The 15,430-nt window shown below is 48.1% G+C and carries 12 protein-coding genes; all 12 read right to left on the bottom strand.

Going from position 1 to position 15,430, the window contains the following annotated elements:
• Positions 1 to 37: 37 nt before the first annotated feature.
• Complete coding sequence (gene pnpS, locus KNO70_RS04435; protein WP_214811307.1) at positions 38 to 1,765, bottom strand: two-component system histidine kinase PnpS; 1,728 nt, start codon at positions 1,763 to 1,765, stop codon at positions 38 to 40.
• Positions 1,762 to 2,463, bottom strand: coding sequence for a response regulator transcription factor (locus KNO70_RS04430; protein WP_074036521.1), 702 nt, complete (start codon positions 2,461 to 2,463; stop codon positions 1,762 to 1,764). The genes pnpS and KNO70_RS04430 overlap by 4 nt, the downstream gene beginning before the upstream one ends.
• 183 nt (positions 2,464 to 2,646) lie before the next feature.
• Positions 2,647 to 3,579 (bottom strand): malate dehydrogenase, encoded by a 933-nt coding sequence (mdh, locus tag KNO70_RS04425; RefSeq protein WP_078147188.1) that lies wholly within the window; start codon positions 3,577 to 3,579, stop codon positions 2,647 to 2,649.
• A gap of 21 nt (positions 3,580 to 3,600) precedes the next feature.
• Complete coding sequence (icd, locus tag KNO70_RS04420; RefSeq protein WP_031423152.1) at positions 3,601 to 4,869, bottom strand: NADP-dependent isocitrate dehydrogenase; 1,269 nt, start codon at positions 4,867 to 4,869, stop codon at positions 3,601 to 3,603.
• Positions 4,870 to 4,968: 99 nt separating this feature from the next.
• The gene (citZ, locus tag KNO70_RS04415; RefSeq protein ID WP_214683969.1) at positions 4,969 to 6,081 is read right to left on the bottom strand and encodes a citrate synthase; all 1,113 of its coding nucleotides are present in this window, start codon (positions 6,079 to 6,081) and stop codon (positions 4,969 to 4,971) included.
• Between the two features lie 184 nt (positions 6,082 to 6,265).
• A complete protein-coding gene (locus KNO70_RS04410) occupies positions 6,266 to 6,730 on the bottom strand; it encodes a DUF441 domain-containing protein (protein ID WP_012726718.1) in 465 nt (154 codons plus the stop codon).
• A 67-nt stretch (positions 6,731 to 6,797) separates the two neighbouring features.
• Positions 6,798 to 8,540, bottom strand: coding sequence for a pyruvate kinase (gene pyk / locus KNO70_RS04405; RefSeq protein WP_074036515.1), 1,743 nt, complete (start codon positions 8,538 to 8,540; stop codon positions 6,798 to 6,800).
• 93 nt (positions 8,541 to 8,633) lie between these two features.
• Entirely contained in the window at positions 8,634 to 9,602 is a 969-nt protein-coding gene (gene pfkA, locus KNO70_RS04400; protein ID WP_012726720.1) for a 6-phosphofructokinase, read from the bottom strand.
• A 160-nt stretch (positions 9,603 to 9,762) separates the two neighbouring features.
• Positions 9,763 to 10,698 carry an acetyl-CoA carboxylase carboxyltransferase subunit alpha gene (locus tag KNO70_RS04395; RefSeq protein ID WP_074036513.1) on the bottom strand — a complete coding sequence of 312 codons (936 nt, stop codon included), beginning with the start codon at positions 10,696 to 10,698 and terminating at the stop codon, positions 9,763 to 9,765.
• Positions 10,691 to 11,545, bottom strand: a complete 855-nt coding sequence (gene accD / locus KNO70_RS04390; RefSeq protein WP_047795655.1) for an acetyl-CoA carboxylase, carboxyltransferase subunit beta — start codon at positions 11,543 to 11,545, stop codon at positions 10,691 to 10,693. Before accD ends, KNO70_RS04395 begins: the two co-directional genes overlap by 8 nt.
• Before the next feature lie 14 nt (positions 11,546 to 11,559).
• A complete protein-coding gene (locus KNO70_RS04385; RefSeq protein WP_214811304.1) occupies positions 11,560 to 12,114 on the bottom strand; it encodes a FadR/GntR family transcriptional regulator in 555 nt (184 codons plus the stop codon).
• Positions 12,115 to 12,191: 77 nt separating this feature from the next.
• Positions 12,192 to 15,359, bottom strand: coding sequence for a DNA polymerase III subunit alpha (gene dnaE, locus KNO70_RS04380; RefSeq protein ID WP_214811301.1), 3,168 nt, complete (start codon positions 15,357 to 15,359; stop codon positions 12,192 to 12,194).
• Positions 15,360 to 15,430: the final 71 nt, after the last annotated feature.

Raw genomic sequence — 15,430 nt, 5'->3', positions numbered from 1 at the left:
TTTGTAAAGTAAATATGAACGAACGATAAAGTCATTGTTAAACCCGAGGGAATGTAATGGTAAACGTCGTTCCTTTGCCTTCCTCACTCTCTACGTCGATCGTGGCATGATGCAAATCGATGATGTGTTTCACGATGGCGAGTCCGAGGCCAGTTCCACCCGAGTTCCGACTTCTTGCCTTATCGACACGATAGAAGCGCTCAAAAATACGACTCACTTCTTTTTCGGCGATCCCGATTCCGTTGTCCTTGACGCGAAGTTTATAGGAATCTGCCATTGCTTCCACGGCGATGTCGACACGACTTCCTTCTGGTGAATAGTTGATGGCGTTGGCGACCAAGTTCATGATGACTTGCTTCATTCGGTTCAGGTCCGCTTGCAAGACGACCGTCCCCTCGTGTTTCGTTTCTAGCTGAATCGACTTCTTGCTCGCCTTTTGACTGAGCAGGAGACAGACCTCATCGACGAGCTGATTCAGATCGACGGACACCAACTCCATTTGGAAGTCATCCCGCTCCAATCTCGACAATTCAAGGAGATCCTCAACAAGCATCTGCATCCGTGTCGCTTCTTTCTGGATGATGTCTAAAAACTGGTCTCGAAGTTCCGGGACTTCTTTCGCCCCATCAAGAAGCGTCTCACTAAACCCACGTATGGATGTGAGCGGTGTCTTCAGTTCATGACTAACGTTCGCCACGAAATCTTTCCGCATCTTCTCAAGTCGTTTCAGTTCCGTGATATCGTTAAACAGTAACGTCGTGCCGCGAAGCATCCCGGTGTCACTGAAAATCGGTGCTGCGGATACCATATACGTTTTTTGATTGAATCCCGTTCGAATCGATAACTGACGGCGGTGGACCTCTTCCGTCAGATAAACGTCTTCGATCAGTGTTTCTACTTCAGGACTCGGTAGAATCCCGTGATAAAATTGTCCAATCGTTAAATCATCGTATTGGAACATTTCACGATAAGAGCGGTTGACCAACGTGACAATCCCTCGCTCGTCGACGAGCAGAAGACCCGCCCCCATATACTCGATTAACGATTCGAGTCTCGCCCGTTGTACGGACTCCCCGAGAGAAATCGACTCCAAATTCCGGGCAAGCACGTTGATTGACCCTGCTAGGCTACCGGTCTCTTCATCATTTCTGAGTTCATACACACGGGCCCGATAATTCCCGTCCGCCAGTTCCCGCAAAACGATCGTCGCCTCATCGATTGGTCGAATAAATTGATTCGTCAAATGTTGGAGCACGAATAAAATTATGAAGAAGGAGAAGAAGAGCGCGAGGGCAATCGTCAACCAGATGCGATTGTACACCCCTTCTAAATCCGATACATAACGGATGAATGTTAAATAGACTGTCCCACCCTTCGCAAGTTCGATCGGTTTTGTATATTGAATCAACTCGTCCTCATCCGCTTCACCGAACGTCCCTTCCTCAGGGACCATATTCGGATCAATTTTGTAATCGATGGACCCGACGCGAAACGGCGTGCCAGCGATTACCTCCATCCGACTATTGAGAAGGAGAATATCAAAGCTGCTTCCGTCATCGATTTGACCGACATACTCACGAATCTCGTCCAATTCGCCTCCTTCGAGGTAGAGGGCTGCCAATTGAGCATCTTCTTTTAGACGGTCTCGTTCAGAATCCAGATAAAAGTCTTTGAAGAGTTGCCCAAGGACAATCCCGAGCGTCAACAAGACACCGGTCACAAGAAAAATGAGAGTCGTCATAAATCTAGAGCGATACGTCTTCATTCCGAAGTCGGCTCCTCCATCTTATAGCCAAGACCACGAATCGTTTTAATATAGGTCGGTTTCTTCGTTACCGGTTCAATTTTTTCACGAAGGTGACTGATATGGACATCAACAATCCGGGTATCACCCACAAAGTCATAATTCCAAATGGCCGATAATAATTGATCTCGCGTCAACACGCGTCCTTTATTTTTCGCCAAATAGGCTAACAATTCAAATTCTTTCGGCGTCAACTCGAGGCGCTCCCCTTGCTTGAACACTTCGTAGTTTGAAGTGACGATTTTAACATCTCCGATTTGAATGACGTCCTCTTCAACCGCCGATTCTTGCGGGGCAGAACGTCTAAGAATCGCTTTGACGCGCGCGACTACTTCACGTGGGCTGAACGGCTTCGTCAAATAATCGTCCGCTCCGAGCTCGAGCCCCAATACTTTGTCAAACTCATCATCTTTTGCCGTGAGCATTAAAATCGGTGTATTGACTTTTTGCTGACGAAGTCGTTTGCACACTTCAAGTCCATCCATCTCCGGGAGCATCAAATCGAGCACAATGAGCACGGCGTCCTTTTTCTCAGCCAATTCCAATCCGGTTTTGCCGTCGTGCGCCGTCTCTACTTCAAAGCCAGCTTGTTCTAAATTAAATTTCAATAATGTCGCAATCGACACTTCATCGTCGACAACAATTACTTTATCAGCCACACTGCTTCCTCCTCTTAAACCATCAAATGTCACTTTCTATTTTACAAATCAATGCTTGAAACGACCAACCTCAAAGCAAATCTTTACAAAAACAAAACAAATCCACTTTCAGTGTAGCATGTTCGATAAGAGAGAAGGCGCAAAAAAGGTGCCTCCTGCAACATGACAGGAAGCACCTCAAACTTATAAGACGCTTAATACCGAGCGGACAGAATCCGCAGACCTCGATAGCGCTGCTTTTTCTTCATCCGTCAAGTCGAGCTCTAAAACTTGCTCAATTCCATGTTTACCAAGAATCGTCGGGACGCCAAGATACAAATCATGGAATCCGTACTCTCCCTCAAGGTATGCGATGGCCGGTAAGATTCGACGCTGATCTTTTACAATCGCCTCGACCATCTCCACGATGGCAGCGGCTGGCGCATAATACGCCGAGCCATCGCCCAGTAGTTGGACAATCTCGCCGCCACCTTTTCGTGTCCGTTCAACGATTTGCTCGATTCGCTCATGTGGGATGAGTTTTTCGAGCGGGATGCCTCCAGCGTAAGAATAGCGTACGAGAGGCACCATTTCGTCTCCATGACCTCCAAGGACGAATCCGGATACGTCTTTGACAGAAACATTCAGCTCTTGTGCCACAAACGTTCGGAAGCGAGCCGTATCCAATACACCGGATTGACCGATGACGCGTTCTTTCGGGAACCCTGATTCTTTGAACGCCGCGTACGTCATGGCGTCTACTGGGTTCGTCAATACGATCAGGATGGCGTCTGGAGAGTAACGGGCAATCTCTTTCACAACCGAGCGCATGACGTTTGCGTTCGTTGCGACGAGGTCGTCCCGGCTCATCCCCGGCTTGCGCGCGATTCCCGCGGTAATGACAACCACATCGGAATCGGCCGTGTCCGCGTAATCAGACGTACCTGTGACCCACGAATCAAACCCTTGAATCGGTGCCGTTTCTTGCATGTCGAGCGCTTTCCCTTTCGTCGGTCCTACTTTTTCTTCCATATCGAGCAGTACGACATCCCCTAGCTCACGTTGAGCCAAGTACAGTGCAGTCGTTGCACCGGTGAAGCCACTTCCAATAACAGAAATTTTGTTACGACGAATCATGAGCTCTCCTCCTCGGTCGTCTTACATGTTTTTAATCAATTCATCCGCGAACTCTGAACATTTCACTTCTGTCGCGCCGTCCATGAGACGTGCGAAGTCGTATGTGACAACTTTCGAAGCGATCGTTTTCTCCATTGAGTTGATGATGAGGTCCGCCGCTTCGTTCCAGTTCATGTGGCGGAGCATCATCTCACCTGAAAGGATGACTGAAGATGGGTTTACTTTATCGAGACCCGCGTATTTCGGAGCAGTACCGTGTGTCGCTTCGAAGATCGCGTGACCTGTGATGTAGTTGATGTTCGCACCAGGTGCAATCCCGATTCCACCTACTTGAGCAGCAAGGGCATCTGAGATATAGTCACCGTTCAAGTTCATCGTCGCAACAACGTCGAACTCACGTGGACGAGTCAAAATCTGCTGGAGGAAGATATCAGCGATTGAATCTTTGACGATAATTTTCCCTTCAGCTTCCGCTTTCGACTGAGCTTCGTTAGCAGCTGCTTCACCAGATTCTTCTTTGATACGGTCATACTGTGCCCATGTGAACACTTTGTCACCGTACTCCGCTTCAGCGAGTGCATAACCCCAGTTTTTGAAGGCGCCTTCTGTGAACTTCATGATGTTCCCTTTGTGGACGAGCGTTAAAGATTTACGGTTGTTCGCAATCGCATATTCAATTGCTGCACGAACCAAACGTTCTGTTCCTTCAGAAGAAACTGGCTTGATTCCGATTCCTGATGTTTCTGGGAAACGGATCTTGTTGACATTCATCTCGTCTTGCAAGAATTTGATGAGTTTTTTCACTTCATCGCTTCCTGAAGCGTACTCGATTCCAGCATAGATATCTTCAGTATTTTCACGGAAGATGACCATATCTGTATCTTCAGGACGTTTTACTGGTGAAGGAACACCTGTGAAGTAACGAACTGGGCGAAGGCATGTATATAAATCGAGTTCTTGACGAAGTGCGACGTTCAATGAACGAATTCCTCCACCGACCGGAGTCGTAAGTGGTCCTTTGATGGCAATCAAGTACTCACGAATTTGATCAAGTGTCTCTGTTGGGAGCCATTCGCCTTTTTCGTTATATGCTTTTTCCCCAGCATATACTTCCATCCATTCGATTTTCTTGTCGCCGCCATATGCTTTTTCAACCGCAGCGTCAAATACGCGAACAGCCGCATTCCAAATGTCAGGACCTGTTCCGTCACCGATAATGAATGGTACGGTCGGTACATTTGGTACGTTCAATACACCGTTTTCAACTGTAATCTTTTGTCCTTGTGTCAACATATTGAATCCCCCTAAGTACATTACTGTAGGTCGACGCGTGCGCCGACCTACGTCACTTGTTAGTTTACCAAACTTTTGTCTAAAATGTGTCTCGAATTAACGTTCGTTTACCGGAACATACTTACGGCTCGTTTCACCGACATATTCCGCACGTGGGCGAATCAAGCGATTATCCGCATATTGTTCGAGAATGTGCGCAATCCAGCCAGACATACGAGATACGGCGAAGATTGGTGTGAATAGATCTTCTTCGAGACCGAGCGCATAATAAGTTGAAGCTGAATAGAAATCGACATTTGGTTTCAAACCTTTTTCCGTTTCGACAAGATGGTCGATTTTCTCAGACATCTCATACCATTTCGGTTCTCCGATTTGAGCAGTCAACTGACGGCTCATTTCTTTCAAATGTTTCGCACGCGGGTCGCCATCCTTGTAAACGCGGTGACCGAAGCCCATGATCTTCTCTTTGCGCTCGAATTTGCCACGAACATATTCTTCAACACGGTCGACCGAGTCGATCTCGTGCAACATTTTCATTACCGCTTCGTTCGCACCACCGTGAAGTGGCCCTTTGAGTGCCCCCATGGCCGCCGTGACGCCTGAGTACATATCCGAGAGCGTCGCTACACAAACGCGAGCAGTGAATGTCGAAGCATTCAACTCGTGGTCTGCGTGTAAGATGAGCGCTTTATCAATCGTCTTTTCTGCTACATCGCTCGGCTCTTCACCGTTTAGCATGTATAAGAAGTTCGCAGCGTAAGAAAGACCTGGTTTCGGTGCGACCGGCTGCTCCCCTTTACGAAGACGGGCGAATGCCGTCACGATTGTAGCGACTTGTGCTTGTAGGCGAATCGCTTTACGCATGTTGGCCTCGTCACTCATGTCTTCAGATTCCTCATCATATAGAGCGAGTTGCGAAAGTGCCGTACGAATCGTCGCCATTGCATTGGCTGATTTCGGTGCACGTCTTAACGTATCAATCACCTCTTCAGGCAATGTTGCTTCTTTTACAAGCGCATCTGAGAGCGCTGTCAATTCCTCTGCATTTGGTAAGTGGTCGTTCCACAATAAGAACACTACTTCTTCGAATGTGGCGTTGTCCGCTAAATCATCAATGGTGTATCCTCCGTAAGTCAATTGTCCGTCAATAATTGAGCTGACTTTTGAGGCTGCTGCCACAATACCTTCTAACCCTTTTGTCGTTGACATTCATAACTCCCCCTCAGTCTTGAATAAAGTGGTCGACCGTAAAAACAGTCTGTTTATAGGGAATAAGGATACGGGACGGGTTGTTCCCCTGCATTCACCCAGTCTCCGTTTACCCTGTCCTTTATATAGTATAAACAATTTATTGCAAAAAAGAAATGTAAGCGGCTTCAGTTGTCAGAAAATATCAAAACCATTTTTCAATAACTTGATATCCACCTAAAATCAATGCCGCGATACCAGCTCCGACAAGCGGTCCAACGGGAATCCCTTTCATGAATCCAACCGCTAGAATCGTACCTGCGAGGAGTGCCGTGGTGACGACCGGGTCGACACGCATCAGTTGTACACCTTGCCCCGCAGCAATGGCAACGAACATCCCTGAGGCAAATGCGACAATCCCGACCGGCCCTTTAATACTATTCCACAATTCTTTAAACCCGATATCGCCGGTCGCGATTGGGACGAGAACTGCGATCGTAATGATTGTCACACCCCAGCTGATTCCTTTCGATGCAAGTGTCGGAAATAACTGGTCTCCGAATCCGATTGCTTTGATGATCAACAAGACGCTACTTGCGATAATGACAGATTGGTTATTTGAAATGACACCGATTAAGACAAGCATCAATAAAAATAGATATGCACTCATACGTATTCCTTTCTTTGAACGGAAAAAGAACCGACCTTTGTAGAAGGCCGGTTCGATTGTCGTTCAATTATGCGTTGTAGATTTTACCTGTGAGTGGGTCGATTGAAATCATCTGACCGTCACGAAGCGATGCTGTCGCTGCATCAACACCTACGATGACTGGCTTGCGAAGTGATGGTCCAACGATCCCAGCATGGCTCGTCAATCCGCCGTCTTCTGTAATGATCCCAGCCGCTTTTTCGATCGCAGGCATCATTTCTTTATCTGTGAATGGTGCGACAAGAATCATGCCGTCTTTCGCTTTTGCATTTGCTTCATCCGCATTTTTCGCGACAACGACTTCTCCAACAACACCGCGCTCACCGATTCCACGCCCGTCTGCGAGAGCGTGACCAACAATGTGGACTTTCATCATGTTTGTCGTACCAGCTGTCGCCGCAGGAATACCAGCTGAGATGACAACGAGGTCACCGTCAGTGACGAATCCAGCGTGACGTGCCGCTTCCGATGCTTGAACCAACATTTCATCCGTGTTGTTCGGCATTGTTTCAGCAACGATTGGGTATACGCCCCATACGAGGTTCAATTGACGCGCAACGCGCTCCGATTCTGTCACCGCGATGATGTTCGCTTCAGGACGATACTTCGCTGTACGAGCAGCCGTATAACCTGATTGTGTCGGTGTCAAGATTGCTTTGGCGTTCAAGTTGATTGCCGTGTGCGCAACCGCTTGAGAGATCGCATCCGTCACTGTGTGCTCACTGCGCTTCTGACGATCTTTCAACAAGTTTTTGTAGTCGAGCATGCGTTCTGTACGCTCTGCGATTGCAGCTTGCATTTGAACAGATTCGATTGGGTAGTCCCCTGCAGCTGTTTCACCAGAAAGCATGACTGCGTCTGTTCCATCCAAGATTGCGTTTGCTACGTCTGATGCTTCCGCGCGTGTCGGACGCGGGTTACGTTGCATTGAATCAAGCATTTGCGTTGCTGTGATGACCGGCTTCCCGAGATCGTTACACTTCTTGATGAGTTCTTTTTGAACTGGTGTCACTTCTTCTGTCGGGATTTCAATTCCGAGGTCCCCACGGGCTACCATCAAACCGTCAGAGATTGCCAAGATTTCTTCGATGTTATCGACACCTTCTTGGTTCTCGATTTTCGGGTAAATCTTGATGTGTGATGCGTTATGTTTTTCGAGAAGTTGGCGAATTTCAACTACGTCAGATGCACGACGTACGAATGATGCTGCAATCACGTCAATGTCTTGTGAGATCCCGAACTCGATGTCCGCGATGTCTTTGTCCGTGAGGGCAGGAAGGTTTACCTTGACGTTTGGCAAGTTAACACCTTTCTTCGTCTTGATGATTCCTTCGTTTTCAATGACGCAACGGAGATCACGGTTATCAAGCTTTTCAACGACACGGAGTCCGATGAGACCGTCGTCGAGCATGATGTGTGAACCGACTTCCACATCATCGTAGAGTCCTTCGTACGTCACAGAGAAACGATCTTTCGTTCCGACGATTTCTTCCGTTGAGACGATTGTGACTTCTTTTCCTTTTTCAAGAAGTGCCTTACCGTCTTCGAATGTATGCGTGCGGATCTCTGGACCTTTTGTGTCGAGAAGAACAGTGACAACTTTACCCGCTGCTTTCGCCGCTTCACGGATGTCACGGATACGAGCTCCGTGCTCTTCATAGTCACCGTGTGAGAAGTTGAGACGGGCAACGTTCATCCCAGCTTCGATCATCTCAGGAAGACGCTTCTCAGAAGCCGGTCCAATGGTACATACAATTTTCGTTCTACGCATAATATAAAAACCTCCTAGGGGATATAGTGCAACTTACAAACAGAAAACGGGGGGCCTTGGACCGTATCCCGTCTCTGCAACATACAAAATCGTTTAAATCGACAATTGGTTAACGAGGTCAATCAATTGCATATCAATCGTGTGCTTGTTATTGTCGAGCGCCTCATCGATATCAAGATCCATCATCTGGTTGTTACGGATTCCGACAACGCGGCCCGCTTTCCCTTCGAGCAAGATCTCAACAGCGTATGCACCCATGCGACTTGCAAGGACACGGTCAGCGGCAGTTGGGGAACCACCACGTTGGATGTGACCGAGAATCGTGACGCGTGTTTCTGAGTTCGTCTTCTCAGCAATCAATTTGCCGATTTCTTCCGCACTTCCCGCACCTTCAGCAACAATGACGATCGAGTGCTTCTTACCGCGTGCAATCCCGTGATTGATTCGTTCCACGATTGCATTCAAATCCTCTGGACGTTCTGGGACGAGAATCGACTCAGCACCACCAGCGAGACCAGAATAAAGCGCGATATCACCAGCGTCGCGACCCATGACCTCGATGACATACGTACGTTCATGTGATGACGCCGTATCACGAATCTTATCGATCGCATCAAGCGCTGTATTGAGTGCTGTGTCGAAACCGATTGTCGCATCTGTTCCTGGGATATCGTTATCGATTGTACCCGGAAGGCCGATTGTTGGGAATCCGAGTTCAGTCAATTTTTGAGCTCCGCGATAAGAGCCATCTCCACCGATGACCACGAGGGCATCGATATTGAATTTCTTCAACTGTTCTACTGCTTTTGCGCGACCTTCTTCTGTTCTGAATTCAGGACAGCGCGCAGAGCGAAGGAACGTACCTCCACGTTGAATGATGTCGCCGACTGATCCAAGATTTAATTCGACTAAATCACCTTCGATTAATCCTTGATAGCCGTTATACACGCCGTACACTTCAAGACCTTCAAAAATTGCTTTTCGGGTCACGGCACGGACAGCAGCGTTCATTCCAGGAGCGTCTCCTCCGCTTGTTAATACCGCAATACGTTTTAAATTCACGTCGCTCACCTCTTATGTGTTTTAACGAAATCTGAAAATAAAATACCACGTCTGACCTTTGTTTTACAACACAAGTATGTGAAAAAAATGCATAGGGTATCTCACAAAGCAGTCACTTGAGGAATGAATAAAGCTTTATTCAAAGCCATTGTTACCGTTTTCACTCGTTAATTGTGCCAATTTGATGATATTTGGTCGCACGTCCTTGAATCAGCTCAGAAGTCGATTGCGCAAGCAACTCGTTCATGTGCTGTAATAAGACAGGTTTCAAGAGTGACGACTGTAGTGACACATCAACGTGTGCCCCCCCATACACTTCTCCTACCACTTCATCGACAATCCCTAGGTTGAATAAATCTTGTGCTGTAATCTTCATCGTCTCCGCCGCACGCTCTGCTTGTTTCGCGTCTTTCCACAATAGTGCCGCTGCACCTTCTGGCGAGATGACTGAGTACGTACTATTCTCAAGCATCAATAGACGGTCGCATACACCAATTCCAAGCGCACCGCCTGAACCACCTTCCCCAATGACAACGGAGACGATCGGCACTTTCAGCGTCGCCATCTCAAACAAGTTACGGGCGATCGCTTCACTTTGCCCTCTCTCTTCTGCGGCTTTCCCCGGATAAGCCCCTTTCGTGTCAATGAATGTCAAAATGGGACGGTTGAACTTTTCGGCTTGCTTCATAAAACGCAAGGCTTTTCGATAGCCCTCCGGGTGTGGCATACCAAAATTCCGTTTCATGTTCTCTTTCGTGTTCCGCCCACGCTGATGTCCGATAATCGTCACCGGCACTCCTTCAAACGTTGCGAGTCCAGATACGATTGCCGCATCGTCATATCCGTGTCGGTCCCCATGAAGTTCCATGAAGTCAGGGAACAAATGTTGGATGTAATCGAGCGTCGTCGGACGCTTCGGGTTTCGCGCCAACTGGACGCGGTCCCACGGTTTCATATTCCCATAAATATCTTTTTCTAATCGGTCGAGCTTTAACTCGAGATGACGAATCTCTCGGGATAAATCAATCCCTTTCGTCTCAGCCGTCTCCCGTAATTTATTTAGCTGTTCGGTGACTTCTTTGATTGGGTCAAACATGACGGACACCCCCATCGTGTAATTCGATCATCTTCTTCAAGAACGAACGCATCTGTTCACGATGAATGACTGCATCCAGCTGCCCAGACTCAAGTAGAAACTCGGCAGTTTGAAAGTTCTCTGGAAGCTTTTCCCGAATCGTCTGTTCGATGATTCGTCGTCCTGCAAACCCGATGAGCGCTCCCGGTTCCGCGACGTTCAAGTCGCCAAGCATCGCAAAACTCGCTGACACACCACCAGTCGTCGGATGTGTCAAATACGCGATGTACAGCAGTCCTGCTTCGTCATGTTCTTTTAGAGCGATGGACGTATTGGCCATTTGCATCAAACTGACCATTCCTTCTTGCATCCGTGCCCCACCTGATGCTGTGAACAAGACGACTGGAAGCCCAAGTGATGTGGCGGTTCGAACAGCCGAAGCAATCGCTTCTCCGACGTATGCACCCATCGATCCCATTCGGAATCTCGCATCCATCACACAGACAACGAGTGGAAGTCCGTCGATTGTCGCCTTTCCACATACGACGGCCTCTTCGATCCCGGTCCGCTCCCGATCTTTCGTCAACTTCTCCTCATAGTCAGGAAAGTCGAGTGGATTCGCCTTGACAGAAGGTCCCGCAAATCGTTCGAACGACCCTTCGTCAACAAGCATATCAATCCGTTCTTGCGCATGAAGCGGAAAATGATAACCGCAATCACACACTTTGTGGTTCTCATTCAACTGTTTTGTATAATGCATATATTTACAAGATGGACATTTCGTCATTAATCCCTGTGGTGCGTCAATCTTTGGTTCTCGTTGACGCAATGGCATATATCGTTTCGGTTTCTTGAAAAAAGCAGTCATCGCTTCCCCCTCGTTCATTCCGGCATCCCCATTCCACGCCACGTCTCGACAAATCGTTTCCGTTCCTCGAGCGTGTATAAATCCCCAACGTCTAATCCTTCAAAAAAGCGGTTGACCTCACTCCAAATTCGAATGAACAGTTCATTCTTCAACTGAAAGATGAGTTGCTGGCGAAACGTTCGATCATCATCGATCACCGTTTCTAATAGAGCCAGTCGTTCCTTAGTCGGTTCAATTTCTGAAAACGCCATGCGCTCCAATAGTCTAAGCATCTCAATAATATCGGTCGCTTTCGTCTGTTTGGTCACAATGAACTCCGACAAGATCTCAATGTACCGATGTCGGTCTTGTTCACACAAAAAGGTACCACCACCATGTCTCGTTTCCACGATGCCTAAAAAACTCAACGCTCGTAACGCTTCGCGAACCGAAGCGCGACTAATGGACAGCGTTTCGGCGAGCTCTCGTTCGGATGGAAGCCGATCACCTGGAACTAAAGACGATTGGACAATTAATTTTCTAATCTTTGAAATGTTTCCGTGAAATGAGGATGCGTGTTTTTCATGCATCTGACCGTTCAACTCCCTTTTTTGGATCACCTATCAAACTTAAGTGGTCAGACCAATTAGTGCGATTATATCACTTTTTAGGACTTGGTACTAGTTTCTGGACCAACCATTTTTGTATCGATTCGTTTCAATACGACATTTTCTTCCCCGAACCGTCTTTTCGCCTCCGCCACATACTCCTCATTCGGGTTGATGGAAAAAGCTGAAGCCAGTTGTTTCACTTCCTTCGAATCCGTGAATCGGCACACAACCGGCACATCCCCTTGTGCGCGTTGAATCCAATCTTCCAATTCAGGGAAGCGGTCGAGTGTGAGCCGGATGAATAAAGCTTGTCCGTGTAACGGTCGAACCCGTTCGACAATCAATTGCTTGCGACCATCCCGTTCATTCGAATGGACCTCGAGTAACAAGATGTTACCGGCATAGAGGGACCGTCCAAACTGCGCGAATGTTCGAGGAAACACGACGACCTCGTCTTGCGTCATGCCATCGTCTACCATGAGAACACCCATCCGTTCTTGTTTTTTTGTCATGAACGTCCGTACGTCGTCTACATATACGACGAGATAACCGTTTGTTCCATTCATGACTTCTTCAATTGTAGACGGTTCGATCCCGATATCCGGAAGTGCCGTCAATGGAGAGTGGACCACCCATGTCCCGAGCGCCTCCCTCTCTTCTTCAGACCAATTCGGTTCTTTCACTTTTTTTTGTTTGAGTCCGAGTGAAGACAGCTCATCCGGTAAAAAATGTGTTCCCGCTTCTTCTCGCAAACGTTCGACTGCTTCAAAGGCATGTGTCCGGTCACCGTGATACATCCGGTCGAGCGCGCCCGCACCAAGTAAGCGACGTAATTTCAGTTGGTCTTTATTTTTCCACTCCATGGCTTCTTGAAGCGTTCTGACATCTTTCAACTGCCCGTTCAGTTCAATCAGTCGGTCCACATCCCGTTTGGTCAACCCCTGGACTGCCTTCAACCCGAGCCGGACGCCCGGGCCTTCAAGCGTCGCGTCAGCGTGGCCATGTAAGACATCCGGCGGGTACACCGGAATTTGATCTTTCCGTAACAGTCTGACAAGTTCCGATGTTTTGTCTGATGTCACCACATGAAAGACACGAGGGAAATGTGCTTTGACGTAAGCCAATCGGTAACTGATCAAACTGTAGGCGACAGCGTGAGAGCGGTTAAATCCGTACCCGGCAAACTTTTCGATCCATGAGAAGATTTGCGCCAAGACGTCCTGGTCTCCCGCTTTTGCCTGCTGCAAAAATCGTTCTCGTTCCCGAGCAATCGTTCCGGTATCCTTTTTGGCAATCGCACGTCTGACCAAATCCGCTTCCGCATAGGAATAGCCTCCGAGTTTACGGAGAAGTCTCATCACCTGTTCTTGATAGACGAGTACACCGTATGTCGGTCTCATGACGTCTTCTACGTCTGGGTGGACTGGTTGGTAAGGCATACCGTGTTTTCGCTTCGCATACGTTTCGATGAATTGCATCGGTCCCGGGCGATAGAGTGACATCGTGACGACGATATCTTCAAACTCAGTCGGTTTCACTTGTCGAAGCGCTTGCTTCATCCCGGTCGATTCAAATTGGAAGATTCCGTCCGTCTCACCTCTCGCAAGCAGTCGATACGTCCGGGCATCGTTTAACGGAATTGTTTTCAGAGAGAACAGCGCATCACTTTCTCGAATCAAATCCTCCATCTTTCGCAAGCGACTCAAGTTTCGTAATCCGAGCAAGTCAATTTTCAGAAGCCCGACCTCTTCCAAATCCTTCATATTATATTGGGTCACGTGTTCTTCAAGTTCGGGTTGGAGCGGAGTCACTTCTTCAATCGGTTGACGACTGAGCACGACTCCTGCCGCGTGAACGGAGGATTGACGCGGCAAACCTTCTAGCTGTTTGGCAATCCGTAATAACTGCTGACGCTTTTGGCTACCGGCAAACCACTTCATCTGCTTCTGGCTCGACATCAGTTCATCAAGTCCTCCGGCTTTCACTTGCTTGCTCGCAGCCTGCCCTTCCTCAAGGGTCATCCCGAGCGCTCTCGCAACGTCTCGAATTGCCGCTTTCGCACCGAACGTGGCAAGTGTCCCGATCTGTGCGGCATGCGTATGACCGTATCTTGATAGTACGTAAGAAACCACTTCCTCACGACGTTCATCTTCAAAATCGAGGTCTATGTCTGGCATCGACACACGCTCTGGATTTAAGAATCGTTCGAACAACAACCCGTAATGAACCGGATCGACTTCCGTGATATGGAGGGCAAAACTGACGAGTGAACCTGCTGCCGATCCACGCCCCGGACCTACTTCAATCCCAGATTCTCGAGCAAACTGAACGATGTCTTCCACGATCAAGAAATAGGAAGAAAATCCGGTATTGGCGATGACTTCAAGCTCAAACTTTGCCCGCTCGATGTAAGGTTGTTTCACGAGTTCCATTGCCTTCAACCGCTCACCGACAAGTCGTTTCAGCTTTTGATCGGCATCCGGAATTTCTGGAATCGCCCCTTCCGCACGTGGTAGATGATCTAGCCGAATCAATGCCTCGAATCGATCCAGTTCCGATAATTCTTCCGTTGTGAACCAGTCATTCATTTCACTCGGTAGTCGAACGTGCAATCCTTTTTGTCGCACGTCTTCATTCGACATCACGTCCCCTTCGCGAATGGCAGAAATGGCTCGGAATCCTTCCACATCTTCCGGTCTCATGTATCTCGTTTCAGGGGCCGGAATCAATTGGACAGCAAGCTCTTCGCGCATGAGACGAAGTTGTTTCAACACTTGTACCTGTTCCGTAGTCTGAGGTGCCGGTAGTCCGAGCCACAGCTTCTCTTCATCGACAAACGACAAGAGTTGATGATAAAGGCGACGCCGGTGAACCGGATCACTCGCTTTCCAATTTTCAGGTAATACGATCAGCGGCATCGTTGTCCGTCCTTCAATTCCTCCCGCCTGGATGATACGATATTGTTCCTTCAGCTCCGTTTCGTTAGATGAATACACAATCACGGATACGTCTAACCCATCCAATCGGAGGACCGTTCTCAGTCCGATTAGCGGTTTCACCTCATATCGTTGGCAATATGACAAAAATGTCGGAACCCCATAGAACGCATCGTCTGCGATCGCCACGGAACGACTTCCCCGTTCGGTCATCTGCAAGACATATTGTTCTAACCGGATTGTACTTTGTAGTAAACTATAAGCAGTTCTGACATTCAGATGAATCATCGTTGGCCTCCTTTCTATATTAATGGAATTGTCAAACTCAATTCATCACTTCTCTGATACAATAATTATAG

It is taken from the genome of Exiguobacterium sp. s181 (assembly GCF_018617125.1).
In the GTDB taxonomy this organism is placed as follows: Bacteria; Bacillota; Bacilli; order Exiguobacteriales; family Exiguobacteriaceae; genus Exiguobacterium; species Exiguobacterium profundum.
The sequence above is the reverse complement of the archived record's forward strand: the minus strand, read 5'-3'. Positions and strand labels throughout refer to the sequence as shown.

Coding starts and splice junctions, on each gene's coding strand:
- accD (WP_047795655.1), bottom strand. CDS start 11,545: ATGACTGCTTTTTTCAAGAAACCGAAACGATATATGCCATTGCGTCAA.
- KNO70_RS04410 (WP_012726718.1), bottom strand. CDS start 6,730: ATGAGTGCATATCTATTTTTATTGATGCTTGTCTTAATCGGTGTCATT.
- mdh (WP_078147188.1), bottom strand. CDS start 3,579: ATGATTCGTCGTAACAAAATTTCTGTTATTGGAAGTGGCTTCACCGGT.
- citZ (WP_214683969.1), bottom strand. CDS start 6,081: ATGTCAACGACAAAAGGGTTAGAAGGTATTGTGGCAGCAGCCTCAAAA.
- pnpS (WP_214811307.1), bottom strand. CDS start 1,765: ATGAAGACGTATCGCTCTAGATTTATGACGACTCTCATTTTTCTTGTG.
- pyk (WP_074036515.1), bottom strand. CDS start 8,540: ATGCGTAGAACGAAAATTGTATGTACCATTGGACCGGCTTCTGAGAAG.
- dnaE (WP_214811301.1), bottom strand. CDS start 15,359: ATGATTCATCTGAATGTCAGAACTGCTTATAGTTTACTACAAAGTACA.
- KNO70_RS04395 (WP_074036513.1), bottom strand. CDS start 10,698: ATGTTTGACCCAATCAAAGAAGTCACCGAACAGCTAAATAAATTACGG.
- KNO70_RS04385 (WP_214811304.1), bottom strand. CDS start 12,114: ATGCATGAAAAACACGCATCCTCATTTCACGGAAACATTTCAAAGATT.